Genomic DNA, 25,437 nt, shown 5'->3' with positions numbered 1-25,437 from the left:
CACACCGGCACCCTACGTTCCGTTCGACCCGAGTTCGGGGACCCGCGTTGGGCGCTCGGTCTCGTCGCGTGCGCCGCGCAGAGCCAGGCCGGTGATCACCAGAGTCGTGAGGGCAGCCGTCGCCGTGGCGATGACGATCAGCGACAGCACCGAGTGCGCGCAGGTCAGCATGACCGCGATCCCGGCGCCGAGCCCGACCCACGTAATGGCGGCCGGCGCCGTCCGGTCCGCGGCGATCGCCGACAGCAGGGCCGCCTGCAAGACCGCCAGCAGCGCGCCCTCGAGCGCGAACAGCCACAGCAGTCCCTCGATCGGTGCGTAATCGCGCCCCGCGAACAGCGGCGCCAGTGGTGCGGCCACCGCCGCCCCGAGGACCGTGACGGCCCCGATCCCCACCAGCACCGCCAGCGCCGACCGCACGGCGCGCACGGAGTGCTGCGGCTGCGCCATCTTCGGATACAGCACCACGCCGACCGCCTGCGGGAGCCAGAACGCGATCTTCGCGGCGATGGCTCCCAGGGCGTAGCGCCCGGCGTCGTTCTCGTCCAGGATGATTCGCGACACCAGCAGATCCGCCGCCGACAACGCGGTCAAGGCCGCTTGCACCTGCACGGCCCGGAACACCGCCGCCACCCCGAGCCCCCATGCCGCTGTCCGGTGCGGTGCGGCGGATTCGGAGGCCTCGCGCCCGTTGTCCGTCAGCGCGCGATCGGCGATCCGGCGGGCCGCGATCGCCGCCAGGGTGGCGCCACCCGCGCCGGCCCACAGCGCGGGCGCGGAACCGAAACCGCAGGCCAGCACGATCAGGGCGGGCGTCACCCGCACGATCGTCGCTCCGCCCAGTACGGTGGCCAGCTCCCGGAATCGGCTGCGCCCCTGCAGGATTCCCTGCTCGCCCGCGAGCAGCACCAGGGCCGGCGCGGAACACAGCGCACCCGCCGACGCCGCGAAGCCGACCTTCAGCACCGCGCCCACCACCGGAACCAGCACCAGCGCCACCACCGCGACCAGGCCGGCGCAGCGCGCGGTCAGCTCTCGCGCGGCGCGCACCGGTGCGCCCCGCACCACCTCCCGCGCGACCACGTTCTGCAACGCGAGCGCGGGCACGGCGCACAGCATCTGTACCGCCAGCAGGCTCGCGAACGAGCTGTATCCCGACACCCCCAGCCATCGGCTGGCGAGCAGCTGCAGCAGGTATCCCGCCACATTCGCGGTCATCGCCCCCGCCGTCACCAAGGTCAGGTCCTTGACCACGGGCAGACGGCGTACAACTGGCACGCCCGCAATGCTCCCATCCGCCTCGACCATCCCGGCCGCGCACCCCTGTGCCTCGCTCCCGCCCCGCTGCCGCCGGCGTCCACCAGCGCGGGACCTCACCCGGGCATCGGGTGGAAACGGAAGCGGCCCAGCACCTGTGCAGGTGCTGGGCCGCGGTGAACCGGGAGCCGCTAGGGCTTCTTGTTCATGTCGATCTGCTGGGTCGGGGCATCGAAGTTGCCGGGACCGCCGGACGGGGCCGGGGCGACGCGGCGGACCGGGGTGCGCCCGTTGCCGTTCTTGCCGAGGAAGCCGAGCAGCAGGCCGACGATCAGGAACACCAGGGCGAGGACGCCGAGGATGATCGGCAGGATGCGGCCGTACAGCGACAGCTTGTCGATGTTGTCCTTGGCCACCGAGATCTGCGACTCGATGGTGTTCTCGTCGAACACCAGGGTCGACTTCAGGGCGGTCACCTCGGGCTTGTCACCGCTGCGGGCGTAGAACAGGTGGAGCTGCTCCTGGCCCTTGATCACGGTTCCGGTCTGCGGCTCGACCCACACGTCGCGGGTGTTGGCGTAGAAGCGCGTCATGGTGACGTCGCCGTCGCCCTCCACGCCCCACTTCTCGGCGGGCAGGGTCAGCTTGTTGGTCGGCGAGTTGGCGACGGTGGAGAGATCGGTGACCGGAACGGTCATCTGGAAGTGATAGACCTTCAGATTGTTGATCTCGGTCTCTTCGACGAAGTTGATGTCGAAGGTCTTGCGCACGTTCAGATCGAAGTACGGATAGGTCTTCTTGTCCGTGCCGATCGGGAAGCGGTACTGGAGGCCGGTGTGCTGCACCGGGTCCATCACGCTCTCGCCCTTCTTGTCGACCGTCACGGCGATCGCACCGTTGGGGCCGCCGTCCACCGACTCCACCGGCTGGCCGGTCTTGCGGTCCACGGTGACGCGGTCGATGGTCGCGGTCAGCAGGCCGGTGTCGCCCTGCTTGTCGGTGCGGCGCAGGGTCTGACCGGCCTGGATGGTCATTTGCGAAGCGTCCGACGGGTCTTCGACGGTGAGGAAGCGCTGCGAGACGAGCGGGACGTTCTGGTCCACCTTCGCCGGGCCCGTTCCCGAGGTCAGCGACTTGGAGTCCAGCACCTCACTGGGAGCGCCGTTCTGCGGATTGGTCGCGACGGTCGTGATCTCCAGGTCCAGCGGGGTCTTAGCCAGCCGACTGACCGTATAGGTGGGGACCATGATCGCGGCGACGAGCAGCATCGCACCGAGCCCCACGAGTACGCAGGCCACCGTCCTTCTGGTACCGGCACTGAGTGCCATGCAGGTTCTCCTCGTCGTCGAACACGTGTTTCCTCCAGTACTGCGGTCGCCGCGCAGCACTCGTGAGCCCAGACACTAACAGTCCGAGCGGTCCCAGAGTGCGGCCGAGGGCGGAAAACTCCCCGAAATAGCCGCCCGGTGCAGTCGTGGGGAGGCGGCCGACGCTCGGACGAACGGCGACAGGGCAGACTGGGGCGCGATGACGACCACCCTGAATCCCGAGACGAACCCGATCCCGGCCGAGCCGCCCGCGGCCCGTCTGGGTCGCTTCGTTCCGGCACTCGAGGGCATGCGCGCCCTGGCGGCGCTGGGGGTGGTGCTCACCCACGTGGCCTTCCAGACCGGCGCCACCGGGCAGCCGGCGCTGGGCCGGGTGTGGGAGCGATTCGACATGGCGGTCGCGGTGTTCTTCGCGCTGTCGGGATTCCTGCTGTGGCGCCCGCACGCCGCCGCGGCCCGGGGACAGGGCCGCGCGCCGAGCGCTGGACGGTATCTACTGCATCGCGCGGCCCGCATCCTGCCCGCCTACTGGGTGGTCGTCTGGGCGGTGCTGATCCTGCTGCCCGGTGCGGCGCACACCGCGGGGTTGCGGGTGTGGCTGTCGAATCTCGTTCTGCTGCAGGTGTTCGTGCCCTTCACCCTGACCGACGGTCTCACCCAGATGTGGAGCCTCTCGGTGGAAGTTGCCTTCTACCTTGTGCTTCCGCTGCTGGCGTTCGCCCTGGTCTGGTTGCGCGGCCAACGGGCGCGGCTGCGGGTGCCGGTGGTGCTGGGCCTGGGCTTGCTGTGCCTGGGCTGGAATTTCCTGCCGGTGCCCACGCCCGAGGGCATTCACGCCGACAACTGGCTGCCGGGCTATCTGCCGTGGTTCGCGGCGGGCATGCTGCTGGCCGAACTCGCCGACCTGCCCGCCCCGCGCTGGCGGCGGGTGGCCGGGAACCAGTGGCTGATGTGGCCGCTCGCGTTCGTCGCCATGCTGCTGGCGGCCACCGATCTGGCGGGTCCGGCGGGTCTCGTGCACGGGCAGCCGTGGCAGTACGTCATGAAGATGGCGCTCGGCGCGGTCATCGGGTTCGGCCTGCTGGCCCCGCTGGTGCTGCGGCCGGAGCGGCGGCACCGGGTGCTGGAGGGCCGGGTCGCCGCGACGCTCGGACGCTGGTCGTACGGCATCTTCATCTGGCATCTGGCCGTACTGTCGATCATCTTCCCGGTGTTCGGCATCGTGCCTTTCCGCGGGCATTTCGTGGTGGTCTACCTGCTGACCGTGGCTTTCACGCTGCCGCTGGCGGCCGCCAGCTACGCCCTCGTCGAGGAACCCGTCCGGCAGTGGACGCGCCGCCGCTTCGGTTGAGCGGCAGCACGATTCAGCGGCGCGGCGGCACCATGCTTCAGCGGCGTGGCGGCAGGGCCGCGATCCCCACCGCGATCACCGCGACCAGCGCCGGGAACTGCACCCACAGCGAACCTCCGGCATAGCCCTCCAGTGAACGCCAGGGCCCGGTCGACAGCGCGGCCGCGGAAATGGCGGTACCGCCGGCCGCGATCGCCACCAGCGCCCGCGGCAGCACGTGCGGCCGGAGTCGGTCGGCCATCAGGCCGAACAGGGTGAGCACGAGGGCGATCGGTCCGGCGATGAGACCGGCCCCGGCGGCCAGTCCCAGCCCGGCGACGATGCGACTGTGCCAGGTGCGCGGCGGCGGCCCGTCATCGCGCACAGGCGAGCGCGCACTCCGGAACGCCAGCACGATCAGCGGAATCAGTAACAGCAGGCCGCCGAAGATGGCCAGGCGGTACCAGCGATCGGTGGGGAATGCGACGGTGATCGGGCCCTCGGTTCCGGCCGGCACCAGCCATGCCTGCTGCCAGCCATTGATCACCACGGGCTTCAGCGTGGCGCCGTCGGCGGACTCGGCCTGCCATCCGACATTCGTGCTCAGCGGCAGCACCAGGACCTGCGTGCCGCCGCTGCCGTTCGGATCGGCCACCGGGGCGAGCGGCGGGGTGCGGTCCAGGCGCAGTTCGTCGACGGTGAACAGTTCGGTCGGCGCGACCGCGACATCCACACGGCCGGACGGGAAGTCGAATCCGGTGTCCGCGCCCGTCGCATCGGTCGCGCTGTTCGCGTCGGCCGCGCACACGGTGGCGGGCAGCGGTGCGCCGGAACGCAATTCGGCGGCGGTGCCGGTCACCATGGTGTGCAGGGTGCGGCCCGCGGCGGCGATGGTGGGCCCGTGCGCGCAGTCGATGGTGAGGAGCCGGTCGGGATCGGCGGGGGCGGGGTAGTCGGGGCCCAGCACGTTCACCTCGGCCAGGCCGGGCGGCTGCTCCTGCGCGAAACCCAGTGCGGTGCGGTCGAGTACGCCGTCCCAGGTCTGGATGCTGACCTCGATGCGATCGGTGACATAGGGGTGCAGGTCCACCCGGCTGGTCGCGCCGGAGTCCGGATTCACGGTGCGCACCTGCGGGCCGTCGCCGAGATTCACCGAGACGGAGGTGGGGTGCGCGGGCAGATCGCCGCGCGAGGGCGTCACCTCCAGGCCGGTCACCAGGGTCGGGGCCGGAAGTTCGATGGTGAGTGTGGGTTTGGGGCCCGCCGGATTGCGGACGGTGGTCTCGGGTGCGGTCCAGCTGGTGCGCGGGTCACCGTCGGTGGCAGCGAGGGCGGAGCCGCGCGGGTCGCCGACGTCGGCGCGGCCGCGGGCGATGGGCCGGTCCTGATCGGTGAGCAGCGCCTCCAGCGCCGGGCCGGGACGGGTGTGCACGATCAGGCCCGGGGACACGGTGACCGGCTGCGGCACCTGCAGGGTGCGTTCGAACAGGCCCGGTTCCTCGGCGGCCAGGGCCAGGCCCTTGCTGCACCGGACGCGGTCGGGTGAGTCGAAACAGGCGCTGCGGCCGGGGAATTCCTGTCCCAGGTTCCAGCCGCGGACCTGCGCGCCGGCGGGAGCGGGCGGCAGTACCGTGCGGTGCCGGATATTCACGGTCACCGGGTTCTCGCGGTCGGCGTAGTCGTCCAGGCTCAGTTCGCTGATTCCGAATTGGCCGCCGGCGCTGCCGTCCTCGGTGTGCACGGCGGTGATCTTGATCCAGTCGGTGCGGCCCGGCGGCAGTGAGATCGCCACCGGCGTACCGGGTTCGGTGATGCGGGCCGCCACCGTGCCCTTGGCGGTCTCCACCTCCACCCACTTCACCGGGCTGCCGATGGCGGCCGCACTGGTGGTCAGCCGCAGCACCGCGGAACTGATCGGCTTGTCCAGATCCAGCCGGAGCCATTGCCCGACAGCGTGTTCGGCGCCATTGCTGATCCACGCGGTGGCCGGATCGGTGTCCACCACGGCCGCGGTAGAGCTGCCGGGCGCGGCCCCGCCCAGCTGGGTGGCGTCACCGGCGGAACTGGAGGCGGTGATGGTCGCGCCGGACCATTCGCCCTCCACCAGTTGGGCGCCGGGCACCGGATAGTCCGGCACCAGGTTGTGGGTGCGGCGGGCATCGCCCGGGGCTCGCAGCGCCGAGTTGTGGTTGTCGACGCGCCCGAAGTCGGCCTCCCGGTCCATCGGTGTGTCGGTGATGGTGACCCCGTCCACCGGCAGTCCGGCGGTGGCGGCGTCGACGGCCAGCATGGTCGGCCCGGCGGGTGCCGCGGGGTTGCGGCGCAAGCGTTCCACCACCTCGGGACCACCCTGGATCACCGCGACGCTGTCCAGCGGGACGGTGAACGCTCCCGGGAACGACGTCGGTGCGCCGACGCCGCTGCGCACCTGGGCGGGGATGCCGGGCACCGTCGACTCGACGCGATAGATCTCGATAGCCGGGTATTCCGGGCGCAGATCACCGTCCGCGACCAGGCCCTCCACCCTGCCCGTCTTGCCCGGCTCCCCGAACTGGGCGACCTTCGTCAATCCGGGCGAGCCGTCGAGCGCGCGGTGGGCCAGTATCGGCCGGGTGGAGCGTGAGGTCTCCGGATCGAGGTCGTTGCGCAGCACCAGGATTCCGATGCCCTGCCCGGCCAGTGTCGCCGCCAGCCCCGCCGACGGCCGGCCGTCGGCAATGAGCCGCTGCACCGAATCCATGGCGCGGATCGCGCCGGGCGGGTTGAGCGGCACCGAATCCCGCACCGCCCACGGGGTGCTCGCCAGCGCCTGCAAGGGCTCGTCCCGGGTCAGACCCCACACCTGGCTGCCGAACGGCGCGCCCGGCACCACCAGCGCCCGGGTGTCGGAGGCGTTGTGCGCCAGCCAATCCGCGGTCTGCTGCCAGTACGCCGGGACCCGGTCGTAGCTGCCGCGCGGCGCGAGCTTGCCGGTCCAGGCCAGTGAGGTCGACAGCGTCAGCGCCGTCAGGATGAGCGCGGCGACCGCCACCGTGCGGTCGCGCTCGGGATGCGCGAAGGCCCTGCGCCACACCGGCATCGGCACCGATGCGGGCAGCGGCACCCGGCTCAGCAGATGCGCGAGTCCCAGCACCAGCGGCACCCGGATCAGCGGTTCCAGCTTGTGCACATTGCGCAGCGGCGCGCCGCCGGAGTCCAGGAAGACCCGCACCTGGTCCGCGAACGGCCCGCCCAGCTCACCCGCGTAACCCGCGCAGATGCCGACCAGGCCGACGATCAGGATCAGGGCAAGGCGCCCGCGATTCGGCATGGACCGCATGGCCAGACCGGCCATGCCCGCCGCGGCCAGCAGGCCGGTGGCCAGCACCGCCGCGGGCTGGGTCACCAGCACCGCGCCCGCGATGCGCTCCGGGGAGACGAACGGGGTCCAGCTGTCGGTGCCGCGCAGCACCTCGCCCAGCGAGGCCCACTGCGTCGTCACGCCGGAGGATTCGATGTAGTCCAGGAACGGCGGACTCACCTTGCCCAGCAACAGCAGTGGCACCACCCACCAGAAGGTGCCCAGCACCAGCAGCGGAATCCAGGCGCGGGTGAAGCGCCACCACACTCGATTCGGCTTGTAGGACAACCACCACAGCGCCGCGGGCAGGAACGCCGCGGCCGTGGCCACCGCGTTCACCGAACCCATCAGCGCGAGCGCGAGGGCGCTGCCCGCAGGAGTCGCCATCCCACGCCGCGCGGGGCGCTTCATCGCCACGCCGAGGGCGGCGGGAGCCAGCAGCACCCAGGGCGCGAGCATCATCGGCAGCGTTTCGGAGGAGATCGAGCCGAGCGTCGTGAGCACGCGCGGCGAGAGCGCGAACGCTACCGCGGCGATCACCCGCGAGCCCCGGCTGCCGATGCCGAGGGTCTCGCAGAGCCGGATGATGCCCCAGAATCCCGCGAGCAGCAGCAGCGCCCACCAGATGCGCTGGGTCGCCCAGCCGGGCAGGCCGAGCAGATGCCCGAGCGAGAAGAACGCGCCGTGCGGGAAGAAGTAGCCGTAGGCCTGGTTCTGCACCTGCCCCATCGGGGCCTGGCTGCTCCACAGATGGGAGGCGCGGGCGAGGAAGCCCAGCGGATTCTGCGCCAGATCGTATTTCGTATCGGCGACGGTCTGCCCGGGCACCTGCAGGAAGGTCAGCAGGAAGGCCACGATGACACTGCCGAGCAGCCAGCGACGGCCCAGTGGGGCAGTGTCGGCAGAGTCCTGAAGCGTCGTCGGAGACCGGTCCTCGCCCGGACCGGTCACAACGGACGGTGGGTCTTCGGGTTGGCCTGGTTCGGAGGTCGTCCGGTCAGCGCGAGCCGTACTCAACGTTGTTCAATAGTGACGAGGACGCCTCGCCGCTGCGGTCGATCTCGGGCCGCTTGTCCTGCGAAGCCGCCATTGTGATGACCAGGACCGCCGCCAGCCCGACCAGGGCTCCACCGACAGCACTCGCTGCACCAGGAACGGCAAACTTCATCGCGGTACTCCCAACATCGGACGCATGCGTAACCGGGCCAACCTAGCAGGCTTTGCCCCCTCCGGCCCCCCGCAACCCCGAACCTTCGGTGTGTGAGTCGTCGTATGCCGAGGTGGCGACTGATTTCGTGACGTTCGGGGTAACTCGCCGGGGACATTCGGAACGGGTTCGGCTCGCAACCGCCGGCACGCGTGCTCGGCGTCAACGGCTCTCAGCCGCGCGCTGAAAAATCGGGGTGGCTGGTGAGCCCGCCCAGAAAGGTGCGGAGCTTGGCGGTCGTTTCGTGGAGTTCGGTCTGCGGGTCGGAGGCGGCGACGATGCCGCCGCCGCCGAAGGCGCGCAGGGAGCAGGCGTCGGCGGCGAGTTCCGCACAGCGGATGGCGACGAACCAGTCGCCGTCGCCGGCCGCGTCGCACCAGCCGACAGCGCCGCCGTAGAAGCCGCGGTCGCCCTCGAGGTCGGCGATGGCGTCCAGGGCCAGGGCGGTCGGAGTGCCGCAGACGGCGGGGGTGGGGTGCAGCAGGACCGCGAGGTCCAGGGCGGTGGTGGCCGGATCGCGCAGCACGCCGCGAATGGGGGTGGCCAGGTGCCAGACCTCGGGCGTGGACAGCAGTTCGGGCCCGTCGGGGATGGTCAGCTCGGCGCACACGGGCGTCAGCAGTTCGCGGATCCAGTCGATGACGTAGGCGTGCTCGTCGCGATTCTTGGTGCTGGCCAGCAAATCTCGGGCTTGGGCCGCATCCGCCGCCGGATCGGCGAGCCGGGGCAGGGTGCCGGCCAGTGGGTGCAGGGCGACCGCGCGGCCGTGCCGGGAGATCAGCACCTCCGGTGTCGCGCCCAGCAGCGTGTCGCCCGGGCGTCCCGCGGCCGACAGATCAACCGCGTAGACGGCGGCACGCGGATGCCGGGTCACCAGGTGCGCGGCGACCACCTCGGGCTCCAGCGGGGCCTGTGCCTCGGCCAGCAGTGACCGGGCCGCCACCACCTTGCGCAGCGGCTGCTCCGGATCGCCCAGCTGCTCGACGAGTCTCGTGACGCGCGCGACATGCTCTGCGGCGCTGGGTATTTCGGAGACGACCCGGACCTCGGGCAGGTCCGGCAGGGCGGCCGGGCGCCACGGTCCGGCAGTGTGCGTGGCCTGCTCGGGCGTCACCAGGGCGGCGGGACGGCGTGGATCGAACGGCAGCGCGCCCACGATCAGCTCGGCTGCCCCGGACCGCAGCGCCGCGCCGGCGGCGGCCGCCGAATCGAAGGCGGCGCGGGTGCCAGCGGTGCGTACGACACCGTCCGGCGTCGCGAGCAGAAATCCGTCCATGATGGTTCGACCATAGCCCCGAGGCCGGGCGGCCCGGGCCGGGGAGCGACGCATCTCTCACCCGGCCGCCGGGCCGGTTCGGGTATTCCGGTGCGGCCCAGCATCTTTCCCGCAATACCCCGCTCCGGCGAGGGTGCGTGGACCCCGGCCGCCCGGGGTTTCCCGGCGTCAGGCCTGTTTTTCGGCGGGTTCGCGGCCCGGCGGCACCATGAGCACCGGGCGATGGCAGTGCTTGAGCACGGCGTCGGCGACGCTCGAATGCATGAGGGCCCGGATGCCGGTGGCCCCGCGGGTGCCCGCCACGATGATGTCCACGTTCAACTCGTCGGCGGTCTCGACGATGGCGTTCCAGATGGTGGTGGTGCACTCGGCGGTGCGCGCCTCGGCGTTCAGGCCGGCCAGCTTGGCCAGCCGCACGCCTTCGGCATTGATATTCCGGGCGTCCACCAGCGCGATGTCCTCTATTTCGTCGTCGGTCATCCACTCGGGCTGCATCACCCCGGACAGTCCCGACAACCGCGCTGCCTGGCGCACCATCGGCTCCCACGCCGTCAGCACCACGGCTCTGTCGGCGGCCAGGAACCGTCCCGCGTATTCGACGGCCCGCCGGGCATTCTCGGAGCCGTCGTAGGCGATCAGCATCAAATCGCAGGGCATGACGAACCTCCTGGTAGGAACGTCCTACGTCCATCCACGAGGCTACCCCGAGAACTTTCCGTCAAGCCTCAACTCATGGTTCGCGGCCGTCTCGATTCTGGACCGCGGCTCGATGGACCTCCGCCTCGGAGCGGGGGAGCGAACGGCTCCATAGACCTGCGCCTTGGAGGAGCGGAGGAGGGAAGAATCGAGACCTCAGGGCCGCGAACCCGCCCCGGAGCGAAGCGGAGGGGCAATCGAACACAGCGCAAGTTCTCCACAGTTCGCTCACGATTCACCCAAACCGGTGGTGCGATGCGGGGGACGGGTTTTCACTGAAAACGTCGGCTGTCGCCGACGATCGACATCGCCGTCGTTGGAGCAGGGCCCGAACGAGGGGTGGATTGTGCGGTTGGACGAGCTGACGACCCCGCAGGAGTGGGCGCGTGTGTACCGCTCCCTGTTCGGTCTCCCCCACGTGCATGTGACCACACCGGGCTTCGTGGTCCTACCGCTGGTCGACACCATCGCGGCGCTGAACACCCCGGAACCGTTGGGGGCCTTGATCCTTGACGAACTGGTCAGTCGCGGTGTCGCCGGCCCGGTGCTGGTGCGCGACAAGCCGGCGCGCCGCACCTTCCTGGCGGTCTTCGACGGCTACCCGTCCGACGAGTGCCTCGAGGTGCTCGAGCGCAACAGCGTCGATATCGGCCCGCATCGCAGTAATGTCATCCTGCCCACCGGATTCGGCCGCCACACCCATGAGGGCCGCTGGTGGGCGCGCGTGCCACAGCGCGAGGAATCCCTGCCCCTGCTCTCCGAGGTGGTCGCGGCCACCCAGGCGGTGTTGTGACCATAGAGTCGGCCTTCTTCGGCCACCATGAGGCCGATCCGCGCGCCCTGCTGTACTACGAATGGTGTCAGCGCGCCGAATCTGGTTACGCGGTAGACGATTTCGCGGAGGAAGTGCGCGATCTCACGCACACCGAGCAGGCGATTCCGGGGGCCTGCTGGCGGCTGCTGGATCGGGTCGAGCGGGCGCCGCGACTGCCGGACTGGCCCTACACCGAATGGGTGGACGCGCCGTGGCACACGAATCCGGGTGACACCGAAGAGGATTCGATCCCGCCATTGGGCGAGCCGGAGCTGCTGGACCGTATCCACGGCGGCTGGCTCGGCCGCTGTGTCGGCTGCACGCTGGGCAAACCCCTGGAGAACGGCTTCGTCTGGACACCCGCCCGCATCCGCGGGTATCTGGAGGCGAGCGGGGCCTATCCGCTGCGCGACTACGTCCCCGTCGCCGACCCGCTCCCGCCGGAGGCCGATAACCTAAGATCCTGGCACACAGCCACTCTCGGACGCATCGACGGATGTCCCCGCGACGACGACATCGACTACCCGATTCTCGGCCTGCACCTGCTGGAGCAGCGCGGGAGGTCGTTCACCCCCGATGACGTCGCGGCCCTCTGGCTCGAGCGCCTGCCGTTCCTGCAGACCTACACCGCCGAACGCGTCGCCTACCGCAACCTCATCGACGGTTTCGCCCCGCCCGACACCGCCACCTACCGCAACCCCTACCGCGAATGGATCGGCGCGCTCATCCGCGCCGACATCCACGGCTACACCCATCCCGGACAACCCCGCCGCGCGGCCGCCGCGGCGGCCCGCGACGCCTCGATCTCTCACGTGGGCAATGGTTTATGGGCCGCCATGTGGTCGGGCGCGCTGATCGCCGCCGCCTTCACCGCCCCCGGCCCCGCCGAAGCGCTGGCCGTCGCATACTCGGTCATCCCCGCCCGCTCCCGCCTGGCGCTGGCCCTGGCCGAGGTCACCGACGACCACCGCAGCGGCATGTCCTGGGACCGGGCCGTGACCGCCATCCACACCCGCCACGGCCACTACAACTGGGTCCACGCCATCGGCAACGCCTGCCTCATAGCCGCCGGATTACTCTGGGGCGAAGGCGATTTCACCAGCACCATCGCCCTCACCGTCCAGGCCGGCTGGGACACCGACTCCAATGCCGCGACCGCCGGCTCGGTGGCGGGCATCCTCACCGGAGCCGCCGCCGTTCCCGCCCACTGGACCGCGCCGTTCCACGACACCGTCCACAGCTCCGTCACCGGCTACGGCAGAACTCGCATCTCCGACCTGGCCCGCCGCACGCTGAATCTGGTGAGCTGACACCGAATTGGGCCGTGGCGGTGGTCCGCAACAGCGGCGAGGGCGGTGCCCGGCCGTCGTCCCGGCCGGGCACCGCCCTCTGACACAGAAACGGGGGTTGGGGGCAATGCCCCCATCCTCCAAGGGTTTCAGGGGCTTAGCCCCTGGTGAACTACCGCTCGACGATGGCGACGACGCCCTGGCCGCCCGCGGCACAGATGGAGACCAGCGCGCGGCCGCCACCCTTCTCGGCCAGCTGCTTGGCGATCTGGGCGATGATCCGGCCACCGGTGGCGGCGAACGGGTGACCCGCGGCGAGCGAGGAGCCGTTCACGTTCAGCTTGGCGCGGTCGATCGAGCCGAGTGCGCCGTCCAGGCCCAGGCGCTCCTTGCAGTACTGGTCCGACTCCCACGCCTGCAGGGTGGCGAGCACCACGGAGGCGAAGGCCTCGTGGATCTCGTAGTAGTCGAAGTCCTGCAGGGTCAGGCCGTTGCGGGCCAGCATGCGCGGCACCGCGTAGGTGGGGGCCATGAGCAGGCCGTCGGGGCCGTGGATGTAGTCCACCGCGGCGACCTCGGAGTCCACCAGGTAGGCCAGCGGCGACAGGTTGCGCGAGGCCGCCCACTCCTCGGAGCCCAGCAGCACCGCGGACGCGCCGTCGGTGAGCGGGGTGGAGTTGCCGGCGGTCATGGTGGCGTCGCCCAGCTTGGTGCCGAAGACAGGCTTCAGGGTGGCCAGCTTCTCGATGGTGGAGCCCGGGCGCAGGTTGTCGTCGCGGGTCAGGCCGAGGAACGGGGTGATGAGGTCGTCCATGAAGCCGCGGTCGTAGGCGGCGGCCATGTTCCTGTGCGACAGGTAGGCCAGCTCGTCCTGCGCCTCGCGGGAGATGCCGAATTCCTTGGCGGTGATGGCGGCGTGCTCACCCATGGACAGCCCGGTGCGCGGCTCGGCATTGCGCGGGATCTCGATGCCGACCATCGAGGGCCGCAGCCGGCCGACCAGCTTCACGTAGTCGGAGTTCTTCTTGGCGCGGTTGGCGTCGAGCATCCACTCGCGCATGCCCTCGCTCACGCCGATGGGCGCGTCGGAGGTGGTGTCGGTGCCGCCGCCGACGCCGTTCTCGATGCGGCCCAGGGCGATGCCGTCGGCCACGGTGACGATGGACTGCAGGCCGGTGCCGCAGGCCAGCTGCAGGTCGTGGGCCGCGGTGTAGGGCGACAGGGTGGAGCCGAGCACGCTCTCGCGGATCATGCCGTGCTCGCCGACGCGCTTGAGGACCGCGCCGCCGACGACCATGCCCAGGCGCTCGCCCTGCAGGCCGAAGCGGGCGACCAGGCCGTTCAGGGCCGCGGTGAACATGTCCTGGTTGGAAGCGTGGGCGTACTTGCCGTCGGAACGAGCGAACGGGATGCGGTTACCGCCGAGGATCGCAACCGGGCGGGCCTGCTTGGTGGTCTTGGCCGCGGCCTTCGCCGAACGGGCTTTGGTGGTCACTCGAGTCTCCAGTGTCTCGTCGGTGGGATTTCCGGCACGCGCGATCCCGGTGGATGCGCGCCACTCGGTTTACATTAAACTTACTCTGGAGTAAGTTAATTGTCGACACCGTACCCCGCACATGTGCGCAACACCGCTCCCGAGGCCGGTGCGCAAGGCCCGAGCGGGCGAGGACCACTCACCCACACAACAGAAGGTAGGAAACGTGGCTGCCAGCAAGAGCAAGGGCGCTCCCAACCTGTACGGATCGTTCGTTCACTCCGCGCCGGGCGCGTTCCTGGCCTCGAAACTGGGCCTGCCGCAGCCGGAGACGCTGCGCCGCTACAAGGCCGGCGAGGCCGCACTCCCGGGTCCGGTGCTGCTGGGCGGCAAGGGCCGCGTCGCCGACGCCGTGCGGAACCTGCTGAGCGACTACACCTTCGTGGATGCGGTCACCCCGGGCGTGAAGTTCGGCGCGCTGGTCTTCGACGCCACCGGCATCCGCACCATCGAGGAGCTGCAGCAGCTGTTCGAGTTCTTCCAGCCCGCCATGCGCAGCATCGCCGCCTCCGGCCGCGTGCTGGTCATCGGCACCACCCCCGAGCTCACCGACTCGGTCGACGCCCAGATCGCGCAGCGCGCGCTGGAGGGCTTCACCCGCTCGGTCGGCAAGGAGCTGCTGCGCGGCGCCACCAGCAACCTGGTCTACCTGCACCCCGAGGCCGCCACGGCCGCAACGGGTCTGGAGTCGACCCTGCGCTTCGTGCTGTCCGGCAAGTCGGCGTTCGTCGACGGCCAGGTCTTCCGGGTCGGCAAGGACGACTCGACCGCCCCGGCCTCGTGGGACAAGCCCCTGGAGGGCAAGGTCGCCGTGGTCACCGGTGCCGCCCGCGGCATCGGCGCCACCATCGCCGAGGTCTTCGCCCGGGACGGCGCGACCGTGATCGTGGCCGACATCCCGGCCGCCGGTGAGGCGCTGTCCGAGACCGCCAACAAGGTCGGCGCCACCGCGCTCGCCCTCGACGTCACCGCCGCCGACGCCGCCGAGAAGCTGGCCGCCTTCGCCACCGAGCGCTTCGGCGGCATCGACATCGTCGTCCACAACGCCGGCATCACCCGCGACAAGCTGCTCGCCAATATGGACGAGGGCCGCTGGAACTCGGTCATCAACGTGAACCTGGCCGCGCCGCACCGCATTACCGAGGGCCTGGTGGCCGCGGGCGCGCTCCGCACGGGTGGCCGCGTCATCGACGTGTCCTCCATCGCGGGCATCGCCGGCAACCGCGGCCAGACCAACTACGGCGCCTCCAAGGCCGGTGTCATCGGCATGGTGAACGCCGAGGCGCCGAAGCTGGCCGAGCAGGGCATCACCATCAACGCGGTGGCCCCCGGTTTCATCGAGACCGCCATGACCGCCGCCATCCCGCTGGCCACCCGCGAGGGCGGGCGCCTGCTGTCCTCGCTGCTGCAGGGCGGTCAGACCGTGGACGTCGCCGAGACCATCGCCTACTTCGCCTCTCCGGCGTCGAACGCGGTGTCCGGCAATATCGTTCGCGTCTGCGGCCAGGCCCTGATCGGAGCATGATGACGCAGACCATCAACCTCACCGAGGTGCCCAAGAACAGCGGCCTGTTCGTCAAGGCCGCCCTGGGCGCGCTGCCGGTGCCGGGTCTGTCGGCCCGCAAGCCCACCCTGCCGGACCGCACAGTCCGGCTCGAGGGCTTCAAGGTCGACCCGGACCATCTCGCCGCCTACTGCCGGGCCACCGGCCTGCGCTTCGGCGACGCCCTGCCGCTGACCTACCCGTTCGTGCTCAGCTTCCCGCTGGCCATGCAGCTGGTCGTCGCCCGCGACTTCCCGTTCGTGGCCGTGGGCGCGGTGCACGCGGAGAACGTCATCGAGCGCACCCGCGAGATCTCGGTGTCCGAGCCGCTGGACTTCGAGACCCACATCGAGAACCTGCGCGAGCACCCCAAGGGCCTGCTGGTGGACGCCGTCACCGAGGTCGGTGTCGGCCGGGAGCTGGTGTGGCGTCAGGTCACCACCTTCCTGCACCAGCAGCGCACCTCGCTGTCGGGCGGGCCCAAGCCAGAGCCCAAGCCGGACGAGGTGCCGCCCCCGCCGCTGCGCGCGCTGCGCGTCGATCAGAAGATGATCAACCGCTACGCGGGCGCCTCGGGCGACCACAACCCGATCCACACCTCGGCGCTGGGCGCCAAGGCATTCGGGTTCCAGAAGCCGATCGCGCACGGCATGTGGTCGGCCGCCACCGTGCTCGGCGTGCTGGAGGGCCGGATCCCCGACCATGCCACCTACGCGGTGAAGTTCGGCAAGCCGATCTTCCTGCCGGCCACGGTGAACCTGTACGCGGACCAGGTGTCCGGTGGGTGGGACTTGTCCTTGAAGCACCCGAAGAAGGGCTTCCCGCACCTGACCGCTACGCTGCGCTGAAACCTCGCCACGCGGGTAGGGTCGAAAACCCGCAGTGCGAGGGAGTGTCGAGCCTGACACCCGAAGATTCGGGCGCGCCCGTCATACGGCGGTCCGTCCGACGGGGGTGAAGAGCCGCACACTGTTTCGAATTCGGATGTCGCCACGCAGGGGTTTCTACATCCGGCCGAAACAGTGTGCGGCTCTTGTGTTTCCGGAGCGGATCAGGCGATGGCCGACCGCATCGGCGCATTACCGGCATCCACCACCAGCGCCAGCACGTCACCGAGCCGGTCGGGAGTCAGCCCGGAATCGGGGCCGGCCGCGATGTGCTGATCCGGCCGGACCAGCAGGGCCTCGCCGGCATCCAGCCCGGCATGCGTCGCGCAGTCGGCCGCGGGCAGGGCGTGCACGGCCAGGTCGATACCGGTGGCGCGCCGTGCCTGGGCGGCCGCCGTGCGCCACGCCCCGGCCGGACCGGCGACCAGCAGGGTGAAACCCGGGCCGCACAGGTCCAGGGTGGAGGGTGTCCACCAGCCGGCGTCGACGCACCAGTGCGGGAGGCGGGTTCCCGTCCGGCCCTTCGGAGTCACGACATGCGGGGCTGCGCCGGGCACGGTGAGGACGGCCGTCGAGGCGTACCGGTAGCGGGTCATCACCGTCGCCACATCCAGCCTGCGGGCCAGATCGTCGGCATTGGCAGGGGTTTCGATGCCGTAGCGGGTCCGGAAGTCGGTGCGCAGACGCGACTGCTCGACCGCCACTTCGGCGCGCGGGCGGCGCTCGGCCGCGTAGGAGTCCAGCAGGGCCGGACCGGCGTTCCCGTGCAGGGTGGCCGCCAGTTTCCAGATCAGATTGTGCGCGTCGGCGACGCCGGTGTTGCCGCCGTAGCCGCCCCAGGGCGCGTGGCGGTGCGCCGCATCGCCGACCAGGAAGATTCGATCGCGGCGGTACTCGTCGGCCACGAAAGTGCCGGTGTCCCAGGCGCTGCGGGCCAGGATCCGCACGTCGAGATCGGGTGCGCCGACCATGGCTCGAATGGCAGCGACGCAGCGGGTATCCGGCCAGTCGGCGGGCGACTCGGTGGCCGGGTCGTACTCGATGTGGAAGGACCATTCGTCGGTGTTGTTCTTGGACAACACGAGTCCGCGCACCACCGGGCCGGTGATCTCGCACTGGCTGAAGGCGCGGCCGCCGAGCAGACCGGTGAGGTCGGTGCGGGCGAACACATTCAGATAGTGGTGGGTCGGCGGCAGCTCCCGGCCGATGATGCCCAGCGCCCGGCGGATCGGACTCCCCGCACCGTCCGCCGCGATCAGGTAATCGGCACGCAGCGGCGACCGCGCACCCGAGTCGTCTCGCAGCAGCGCGCTGACGCCCGTCCCATCCTGCTCGAATTCCACCAGCTCCCTGCCGAATCGAAGGTCGCCGCCGCGCTCCCGGGCGGCCTGCGCGAGCACCGGTTCGAGCTGCACCTGCGGCAGGAACACGAACTGCGACGGACTCGGATCCGCGGCCGCCATGGCCGCACCCAGCCCCGACAGATCCAGCGACTCCGCGGTCCGCACCGACTCGCCGGTCCACGCGCCGCCGAACTTCCCCGCCCGCAACGCGCTCGCGGCCGCCTCCAGGATCTGCGCCTCGACCCCGGCCTGCCGGTACATCTCACCCGTGCGGGTGTGCAGCCCCCGCGAACGCGGCAGCGGCGAGGCGTTCGCCCGCCGCTCCACCAGAACGTAAGGGACGCCGTGGTATTCGAGGAACAATGCGGCGGACAACCCGACCAGACCGCCGCCGACCACCAGGACCGGAACATGTGCCGTTGTCATGCCCCCAGCCTGGGCACGACCGCTTGCACGCCCCTTGCACAGCGATCACACGACGCCGCCCGCGCCGCCGGTCCGGTCTCGGCTCGCGGCGTTCAGCAGCTGCAGTCACAGTCGCAGTCGCAGCAGTCACAGTCACAGCAGTCGCAGTCGCAGCAATCGCAATCACACCCGCCGCAGTTGCAGTTGCTACAGCAATCGCAGCCGTCGCAGTCGCAGTGATCGATCCACGGCGCCTTGCGATCCCCGCTGCACGGGCCGGTGTGCCACTTGAAACACGCGTACCCGGTGCAGTACTGGGTGCCGATGATCCCCAGCCCCTCGAGCAGGCTCGGCCGCTGCGTCGACGGTCCCCCCGGCCCGGGCGGAACCAGCCCCGGCTGCGGCGTGAACGGCGCGCCGGGCTGCCCGCCGCGCGGTGCCGCCTCGGACACCGTCGCGGAGTGCGTGCGACAGGCGCGGGTGGTGCAGGTGTGCGCGATGCCCGCGGCCCGGCCGAGTTTGCGGACCACGCCGCCCAGCGGGTCGAGCAGGATCCAGCGGACCGTGGCGGCGCGGTCCAGGGCGACGCGGGCGAGGGCCGCGCGCAGGAGTGAATGCGATTCGGCGACAAGGGCGTGCGCCCGTTCCGGGGTGGTGCCGGTGGCAGAGAGCGGGTTGAAGTGGCCCTGGGCGTTGTCCGCGTCGAGGTCTTCGAGGGCGTCGGCCAGGTGCGCGATCCGGCCGAAATGCCATCCCGCCTCACGCAGGGCGTCGGAGTTCTCGGGACGGTTCGCGAGAATCGCGGTGTGCGCGAACAATTCCGCCGCGCAGAGCTGGGTGGGCGCGGTCAGCTCGGCGAGGGTGCTCTCGGGCGAATTCTCCAGCCGCAGCTGGGATTCGATCGCGGCGATCAGCGGTTCGACGTCGAGGCCGAGGGGTTCGGCGGCGGCGCGTGCCCGGGTGTGCCACCGGGTGGAGACGCGGGTGAGCGGGCGGCGCGCCAGACGGTGGGCATCGCCGTCGTCGACATGGTCGCGAATCTTGGCCGCGCCCAGCAGCAGTGACGCGGTCGCGGCGAGCCGCACGCCGGGCGCGCCGGCGGCGACCACCTCGGCGCGGCGCATGCCGCGCAACGGGCAGGGACCCGCGCCGGTGCGAGCGGACGGCTCGGATTGCTGCGCCTCGGTGAGTACTTCGAGGACGATGGCGTCGGTATTGGTCGCCGCGCGCGCGAGCTGGCCATGGCCGTCACGCAAACCCAGGCAGAGACCGCACAGGTGGGTCTGCCAGGCCGACGGGTCGATACCGTGCCGCACCGCACGGTGCGCACACGGCTTCAGCAAGCCGAACAACGACGATCCCCATCCCCGGCCGAAACGGCCGTCCTGCAACACGATCGCAGCGAACTGTGGCAGGCGAGGGGCGTGACGGCAAGTCGGCCGGACGACGCACGGCCCGGGCGCGGGTCAGACCGGTTCGGTCTTCTTCTTGCTGCCGGACAGACCGCGCCAGGCCAGATCGTCGAGCAGGTTCACGGCCTCGGCCATATCGATCTGCCCGCTGGCGACCCGGTCGGCAATGGCCTCGCCCGCGCCGATCACGGCCACCGACACCACCTCGAAATTGGTGCCAGGTTCGGCGTATTTGGCGCTGGATTCGAGCAGCTTGGCGGTGAGTTCGATGACCCGGTCGCGGCTGTTGGCGATCTCGGAGGCGAAGGGCTGCTGGCCCAGCGCCTGCCGGTAGAGGACCTGCCAGGACAGCCGGTTCTGGTCCACGTAGGACAGGAAGGCCTCCAGGCCCGCGCGCAGCTGCTCGTGCGGGGTGAGCTTGGGGTTGCCCGCGACCGCGACCGCCTCGATGAACCGCATGCTCTCGCGGTGGATGCAGGCGCGGAAGAGCTCGTCCTTCGACCCGTAGTAGAGGTACAGCATCGGCTTGGAGATCTTCGCCTCGGCGGCGATGGCGTCCATGGAGGTGTCGTGGTACCCCTTGCGCGAGAAGACCTCCACGGCGGCGTCGAGCATCTGCTGCTCGCGCACCGCGCGAGGAAGCCGTTTCGTTCCGCCTGCCATTCACTCTCCTAAAACCGGACAGTCGACGCTCTCGACGAGCGTCGAAGTCCTTATCTTACTCCATGGTAAGTTCCACGAGCGTGAATTGCCGGACCTTCGCCAATGCCGCGCTCGACAGCGCTTTCGCGCCGCGGCGGGCCGATCCGCGAGATGTTCTCGAAACCGGAAGTTTGCTCAGCAGTGCGGCGCGGAGCCCTTGAACTTTGCCATGCGAAGCACCGAGGCATCCACCTGGGCTCCCGGTAAGCGGCCGCCGTTGACCGCGTCGACGAGCCGGTCGAGCACCTTCGGCACCGCGTCCGTGGTGATCCACAGCGCATTGTCGGCGCCCGAGACCAGGGCGGCCTCCACCGCGTCCTCGATGCTCATGCGATTGCTGATGGCCGCCATGCCGCCCAGATCGTCGGTGAAGATGACACCGTCGAAGGGTGCTGCGCCGTAGCCGGTGCCCTGCCGCAGCAGCGCCATGGCCTGCGGGCTGATGCTGGCCGGCACATTCGGGGTGGTGAGCCCGGGCACATCCAGGTGGCCGACCATGACCGCCGCGCCCGAATCCACCAGCTGCCGGAACGGCACCAGGTCCTTGTTCTGCAGCTGATCCAGCGGCGGGGTCTGCACCGCGCCGGTGTGCGAGTCGCCCGAGCCCGAACCGTGGCCCGGGAAGTGCTTCATGACGCTGCCCACCCCGGCGTCCTTGAAGGCCCGGATGAACGCGCCCGCGTACTGCACCACCACGTCCGGGTCGTCGGAGAAGGAGCGGTCGCCGATCACCGAATCGTCGGGCTGGCTGCTGACATCGACGTCGGGCGCGAAGTCCACGGTCACGCCCAGCGCCTTGAGCTTCTGCGCCCGGTCCAGGCTGAAGGTGTAGAACTCGTCCGGGCTCATGGTCTGTGCGACCACTCGGGACGAGGGCGCGGCCCCGATCAGATCCTTGGCGCGCGAGACCCGCCCGCCCTCCTCGTCGATGGTCACCATCAGCGGTGTCCGCGAGGCCTTCTGGACCGCGTCCACCTGATGCTGGGCCAGCATGGCCTTGTCGGTCCAGCTGCCGACGAAGATGCCGCCGATCTGCTCGGTCCGCACCACGTTCTCGGCATCGGCCTCGCCGGTGACGCCGACGGTGAGCAGCTGCGCCAGCTTCTGCCGCAGCGTGAACTGCGACAGATAGCCGGCCGCGCAGTCCTGCTGCGCGGGAACCGTGGTCGGCGGTGCGATGGTGGTGGTGCTGCTCGGGGATCCGCTGCTGGTCTGCGCGGATTGGGTGGACGAGTTGTCTCCGCTGGAACAGCCGGACAACACGAGTGCGGTTACCGCGACGACGATTCCCGGTAGAAGGCGCATGCCCCGACGGTAGCTCGTCCGCCTCCCCGCGACCTTGGCGGCCCGCCGACGGACGTTGCCGGTTTCGCACCCGTGCCGGCGATCGGGTGCCGAACCGATTCCGGGTGTACCCGGCGAGTTACCCGAAGTTGCGAGATCAGTTGTCGCCCTTCGTATCCCAGTCATGATTTCGGCAATTCGTGATGCCCGCCGAAGGCTTGGCGCATGGCCGAAAGAACCTTGTCGGCGTAGAGCCCCTCGCCGCGGGAGGAAAAGCGCTGGAACAGCGCCGCGGACAGGACGGGGGCGGGCACACCCTCGTCGATGGCGGCATCGAGGGTCCAGCGACCCTCGCCCGAATCGGAGACGCGGCCTCCGAAGGAATCGAGGTTCGGGTCGGCGTAGAGCTCGGCGGCGGTGAGATCGAGCAGCCAGGAGGCGACCACAGAACCGCGCCGCCACACCTCGGTGACCTCGGGCACGTCGATGTCGTAGCGGTAGTACTCGGGATTTTCGAGCGGGGTGATCTCCGCGGAGTGCTCGCCGTCCTGGTGCTCGCCGACATCGGCCCGGTGGAGGATGTTGAGGCCCTCCGCGTACGCGGCCATCGCGCCGTACTCGATCCCGTTGTGCACCATCTTCACGAAGTGCCCCGCACCCGCGGGACCGCAGTGCAGATAGCCCTGTTCGGCGGTGGAGGGTGTGCCGGTGCGGCCGGGGGTGCGCGGCGCGGCGTCCACGCCGGGCGCGATCGACCGCAGCAGCGGGTCCAGGTGGGCGACGGTGTCGTTCTCGCCGCCGATCATCAGGCAGAAGCCGCGCTCGAGCCCGAATACGCCGCCCGAGGTGCCGATGTCCACGTAGTGGATGCCCCTGGGTCGCAGGGCCTTCGCCCGCGCGATGTCCTCGTGGTAGCGGCTGTTGCCCCCGTCGATGATGATGTCGCCGGGTTCCAGCAGCCCGGCCAGCGTGTCGATGACCGCGCCGGTGGCGCCCGCGGGGATCATGACCCACACCACGCGCGGGGCGGTGAGCATGGCCACGAACTTGGGGAGTTCGGTGCTGCCCCGGAAGCTGTCGCCGAGTTCGGCGGAGAGTTCCTCGATGTGCTCCGGGTGGCGTTCGTAGCCGACGGCCGTATGCCCGTCCCGCACGATCCGGCGCACGATATTCGCGCCCATCCGGCCGAGTCCGATCATTCCGAGCTCCATGAGTGGTCTCCTCGCGTCGTACGGTTCCGATCCGTCCCGATTGTCCCAGCGGTGGGTTGCGAAGTTTTTTCCATTCGGGCGGAACGGGTGTGTAACGCCCTGGAATGGGTGTCGATAGAAGGGATGGCTCCGTGCTGTTGCCAGACCCCCGACCCGGCAACCGCACGGAGCTCTATTTTTGCCCCCAGTTATCGTTGCAGAAGATTTGCTGACGGCTGGGGAAGATGGTTGTGAGCTGTGGAAGTCCTGGCGTTCGCCAACTTCTGGACCCGAAAATGCCCGCCGCGCTGAGATCGCCGCCGGTGTGCTGCTGGCCGTGGCAGGGGGCCGATGCCTCATGAAGCGAGCACCCGCGAGGGCCATGCCCGGGAAGTTCGGGGCAACCGTTCGGCATCGGTTGTGGATAGCGTTCTGAGGCAATCATTCTTCAGTACGACAGACGGGTACCCCATGGACTGGCTGGCTCACTTCATCCTCGGCTTCATCAGCACCATCTCCGCCTCCGCCTCGGGTGAGCACTGGTAGGCCGCCTGCGAACAAACGCCAAAAGCGATGCGGCCCGGAAGATTCCGGGCCGCATCGCTTGGTACTGGGGGTTCGGGGGCGGAGCCCCCGGGACCCGGCGTCAGAAGGCCGCTTCGTCCAGCTCCATGATGTCGTTGTCCAGGTTGGACAGGACGGTGCGGATCGAGGTCAGCTCCGGCAGCACATTGCGGGCGAAGAACTGCGCGGTGGCGATCTTGCCCTGGTAGAACGGCTCGTTCGAGCCGTTGTCGAGGGCGTTGATGGCGACCTCGGCCTGGGCCAGCAGCAGCCAGCCGATGATCAGGTCGCCGACGGCCAGCAGGAAGCGGACCGAGCCCAGGCCGACCTTGTAGAGCTCCTTCGGGTCCTGCTGGGCGCCCATCAGGTGCCCGGTCAGGGTGGCGGCCATGCCCTGCACGTCCTCGAGGGCGGTGGCCAGCAGCTTGCGCTCGGCCTTCAGGCGGCCGTTGCCACCCTCGCGCTCGATGAACTGCTGCACCTGGCCGGCCACGTGGGCCAGCGCCACACCGCGGTCGCGGGCGATCTTGCGGAAGAAGAAGTCCTGCGCCTGGATGGCGGTGGTGCCCTCGTACAGCGAGTCGATCTTGGCGTCGCGGATGTACTGCTCGATCGGGTAGTCCTGCAGGAAGCCGGAGCCACCGAAGGTCTGCAGCGAGTCGGTCAGGTACTGGTAGGCCCGCTCGGAACCGACACCCTTGACGATCGGCAGCAGCAGGTCGTTGACGCGGAACGCGGTGTCCTTGTCGGCACCCGAGACCAGCTCGGCGATGTCGGCGTTCTGGTGCGCGGCGGTGTACAGGTATACGGCGCGCAGGCCCTCGGCGTACGCCTTCTGCATGGCCAGCGAACGACGCACGTCCGGGTGGTGGGTGATGGTGACGCGCGGGGCGCTCTTGTCGGTCATCTGGGTCAGGTCGGCGCCCTGCACGCGAGTCTTGGCGTACTCGAGCGCGTTCAGGTAACCGGTCGACAGGGTGGCGATGGCCTTGGTGCCCACCATCATTCGCGCGTTCTCGATGACGTCGAACATCTGCGCGATGCCGTTGTGGACCTCGCCCACCAGCCAGCCCTTGGCCGGAACGCCGTGGCCGCCGAAGGTGACCTCACAGGTGGCCGAGACCTTGATGCCCATCTTGTGCTCGACATTGGTGACGAACACGCCGTTGCGCTCACCCATGGTGTCGGTGTCGAAGTCGAAGTGGAACTTCGGCACGTAGAACAGCGACAGGCCCTTGGTGCCCGGGCCGGCGCCCTCGGGGCGGGCCAGCACCAGGTGCATGATGTTCTCGAACAGGTCGTCGGAGTCGCCCGAGGTGATGAAGCGCTTGACGCCCTCGATGTGCCAGGAGCCGTCCTCCTGCTGGATCGCCTTGGTGCGGCCGGCGCCGACGTCGGAGCCCGCGTCGGGCTCGGTCAGCACCATGGTGGCGCCCCAGTTGCGGTCGGCGATCTTCTGAGCCCACTTCTTCTGCTCATCTGTGCCGTTGTTGTAGAAGACCTGCGCGAAACCCGCACCGGCGGCGTACATCTGGGCCGGCGGGTTGGCGCCGAGGACCATCTCGCCCAGGGCCCAGCCGACGACGGACGGGGCGCCGAGGCCACCGAGCTCCTCGCGGACCGGAACCTTGGACCAGCCGCCGTCCTCGAGGGCGCGGTAGGACTTCTTGAAGGAGTCGGGGAGGGTGACCGTGTGGGTCTCCGGGTCGAAGGTCGGCGGGTTGCGGTCGCCGTCGACGAACGAATCCGCCAGCGGGCCCTCGGCCAGACGACGGACCTCGTTCAGCATCTCCTTGACGGTGTCGGCGTCGAGGTCGCCGTAGGCGCCCGCGTCGAGCAGCTTCTGGATGCCGAGGAACTCGAAGAGGTTGAACTCGAGGTCGCGAACGTTGCTCTTGTAGTGACCCATGGTCGTACTCACTCTCCATTGAGATGGGTGCGGTTCGGTGTGTGCCGTTCCCGCCCGTTAGGTCTCCACCGGGTAGACACCGTAAAGCAGCGCTACTGGCGGGTAACTTATGCGTCATGTTACCGAC

18 protein-coding genes are annotated in these 25,437 nt (G+C 69.9%); 5 read left to right on the top strand and 13 right to left on the bottom strand.

Annotated features, from left to right (window positions below; all coding sequences use genetic code 11):
* Positions 1–12: 12 nt before the first annotated feature.
* Entirely contained in the window at positions 13–1,278 is a 1,266-nt protein-coding gene (locus tag ACQP1O_RS41600; RefSeq protein WP_433563723.1) for a polysaccharide biosynthesis protein, read from the bottom strand.
* 170 nt (positions 1,279–1,448) lie between these two features.
* Positions 1,449–2,585, bottom strand: a complete 1,137-nt coding sequence (locus ACQP1O_RS41595; RefSeq protein ID WP_433563722.1) for a DUF3068 domain-containing protein — start codon at positions 2,583–2,585, stop codon at positions 1,449–1,451.
* Positions 2,586–2,784: 199 nt separating this feature from the next.
* Between ACQP1O_RS41595 and ACQP1O_RS41590 the strand changes: the two genes are divergently transcribed.
* Complete coding sequence (locus ACQP1O_RS41590) at positions 2,785–3,936, top strand: acyltransferase family protein (RefSeq protein WP_433563721.1); 1,152 nt, start codon at positions 2,785–2,787, stop codon at positions 3,934–3,936.
* Positions 3,937–3,973: 37 nt separating this feature from the next.
* Here ACQP1O_RS41590 and ACQP1O_RS41585 read toward each other — a convergent pair whose 3' ends face one another.
* The 4 genes from ACQP1O_RS41585 to ACQP1O_RS41570 all read right to left on the bottom strand — a co-directional run bounded on the left by ACQP1O_RS41585 (position 3,974) and on the right by ACQP1O_RS41570 (position 10,395).
* Complete coding sequence (locus ACQP1O_RS41585; RefSeq protein WP_433563720.1) at positions 3,974–8,206, bottom strand: alpha-(1->3)-arabinofuranosyltransferase; 4,233 nt, start codon at positions 8,204–8,206, stop codon at positions 3,974–3,976.
* Positions 8,207–8,252: 46 nt separating this feature from the next.
* Complete coding sequence (locus tag ACQP1O_RS41580) at positions 8,253–8,423, bottom strand: DUF2613 domain-containing protein (protein ID WP_154789197.1); 171 nt, start codon at positions 8,421–8,423, stop codon at positions 8,253–8,255.
* 211 nt (positions 8,424–8,634) lie between these two features.
* Positions 8,635–9,738, bottom strand: a complete 1,104-nt coding sequence (locus tag ACQP1O_RS41575) for an isochorismate synthase (RefSeq protein ID WP_433563719.1) — start codon at positions 9,736–9,738, stop codon at positions 8,635–8,637.
* Positions 9,739–9,906: 168 nt separating this feature from the next.
* Positions 9,907–10,395, bottom strand: a complete 489-nt coding sequence (locus tag ACQP1O_RS41570; protein WP_379390595.1) for a universal stress protein — start codon at positions 10,393–10,395, stop codon at positions 9,907–9,909.
* 391 nt (positions 10,396–10,786) lie between these two features.
* Here ACQP1O_RS41570 and ACQP1O_RS41565 point away from each other — a divergent pair, with 391 nt between their 5' ends.
* Together ACQP1O_RS41565 and ACQP1O_RS41560 are read left to right on the top strand one after the other, a co-directional pair.
* Complete coding sequence (locus ACQP1O_RS41565; protein ID WP_433563718.1) at positions 10,787–11,227, top strand: hypothetical protein; 441 nt, start codon at positions 10,787–10,789, stop codon at positions 11,225–11,227.
* Entirely contained in the window at positions 11,224–12,558 is a 1,335-nt protein-coding gene (locus ACQP1O_RS41560) for an ADP-ribosylglycohydrolase family protein (RefSeq protein ID WP_433563717.1), read from the top strand. Before ACQP1O_RS41565 ends, ACQP1O_RS41560 begins: the two co-directional genes overlap by 4 nt.
* Positions 12,559–12,709: 151 nt before the next feature.
* On the opposite strand, the gene ACQP1O_RS41555 is transcribed toward ACQP1O_RS41560, so the two are convergent.
* The gene (locus ACQP1O_RS41555; protein ID WP_433563716.1) at positions 12,710–14,032 is read right to left on the bottom strand and encodes an acetyl-CoA C-acetyltransferase; all 1,323 of its coding nucleotides are present in this window, start codon (positions 14,030–14,032) and stop codon (positions 12,710–12,712) included.
* Positions 14,033–14,237: 205 nt separating this feature from the next.
* On the opposite strand from ACQP1O_RS41555, the gene ACQP1O_RS41550 reads away from it, so the two are divergent.
* Positions 14,238–15,596 (top strand): 3-oxoacyl-ACP reductase, encoded by a 1,359-nt coding sequence (locus ACQP1O_RS41550; protein ID WP_433563715.1) that lies wholly within the window; start codon positions 14,238–14,240, stop codon positions 15,594–15,596.
* Positions 15,593–16,462, top strand: a complete 870-nt coding sequence (locus ACQP1O_RS41545; protein WP_433563714.1) for a MaoC family dehydratase — start codon at positions 15,593–15,595, stop codon at positions 16,460–16,462. Before ACQP1O_RS41550 ends, ACQP1O_RS41545 begins: the two co-directional genes overlap by 4 nt.
* Before the next feature lie 203 nt (positions 16,463–16,665).
* Here ACQP1O_RS41545 and ACQP1O_RS41540 read toward each other — a convergent pair whose 3' ends face one another.
* The 6 genes from ACQP1O_RS41540 to ACQP1O_RS41515 all read right to left on the bottom strand — a co-directional run bounded on the left by ACQP1O_RS41540 (position 16,666) and on the right by ACQP1O_RS41515 (position 25,310).
* A complete protein-coding gene (locus ACQP1O_RS41540) occupies positions 16,666–18,270 on the bottom strand; it encodes an FAD-dependent monooxygenase (RefSeq protein WP_433563713.1) in 1,605 nt (534 codons plus the stop codon).
* Between the two features lie 92 nt (positions 18,271–18,362).
* On the bottom strand, positions 18,363–19,601 hold the full coding sequence (locus ACQP1O_RS41535; RefSeq protein WP_433563712.1) for a DUF5685 family protein: 1,239 nt from the start codon (positions 19,599–19,601) through the stop codon (positions 18,363–18,365).
* Positions 19,602–19,715: 114 nt separating this feature from the next.
* Complete coding sequence (locus ACQP1O_RS41530) at positions 19,716–20,324, bottom strand: TetR/AcrR family transcriptional regulator (RefSeq protein ID WP_356995924.1); 609 nt, start codon at positions 20,322–20,324, stop codon at positions 19,716–19,718.
* Positions 20,325–20,498: 174 nt separating this feature from the next.
* Entirely contained in the window at positions 20,499–21,668 is a 1,170-nt protein-coding gene (locus ACQP1O_RS41525; RefSeq protein ID WP_433563711.1) for a glycoside hydrolase family 3 N-terminal domain-containing protein, read from the bottom strand.
* A 161-nt stretch (positions 21,669–21,829) separates the two neighbouring features.
* Entirely contained in the window at positions 21,830–22,858 is a 1,029-nt protein-coding gene (gnd, locus tag ACQP1O_RS41520) for a phosphogluconate dehydrogenase (NAD(+)-dependent, decarboxylating) (protein WP_433563710.1), read from the bottom strand.
* 625 nt (positions 22,859–23,483) lie between these two features.
* The gene (locus ACQP1O_RS41515) at positions 23,484–25,310 is read right to left on the bottom strand and encodes an acyl-CoA dehydrogenase (RefSeq protein ID WP_433567973.1); all 1,827 of its coding nucleotides are present in this window, start codon (positions 25,308–25,310) and stop codon (positions 23,484–23,486) included.
* Between the last annotated feature and the right edge of the window lie 127 nt (positions 25,311–25,437).

Origin of the sequence: Nocardia sp. CA-151230, assembly GCF_050942175.1 — a bacterium.
In the GTDB taxonomy this organism is placed as follows: Bacteria; Actinomycetota; Actinomycetes; order Mycobacteriales; family Mycobacteriaceae; genus Nocardia.
Note: the sequence above shows the minus strand (reverse complement) of the source record. Positions and strands in the feature narration are given on the sequence as shown.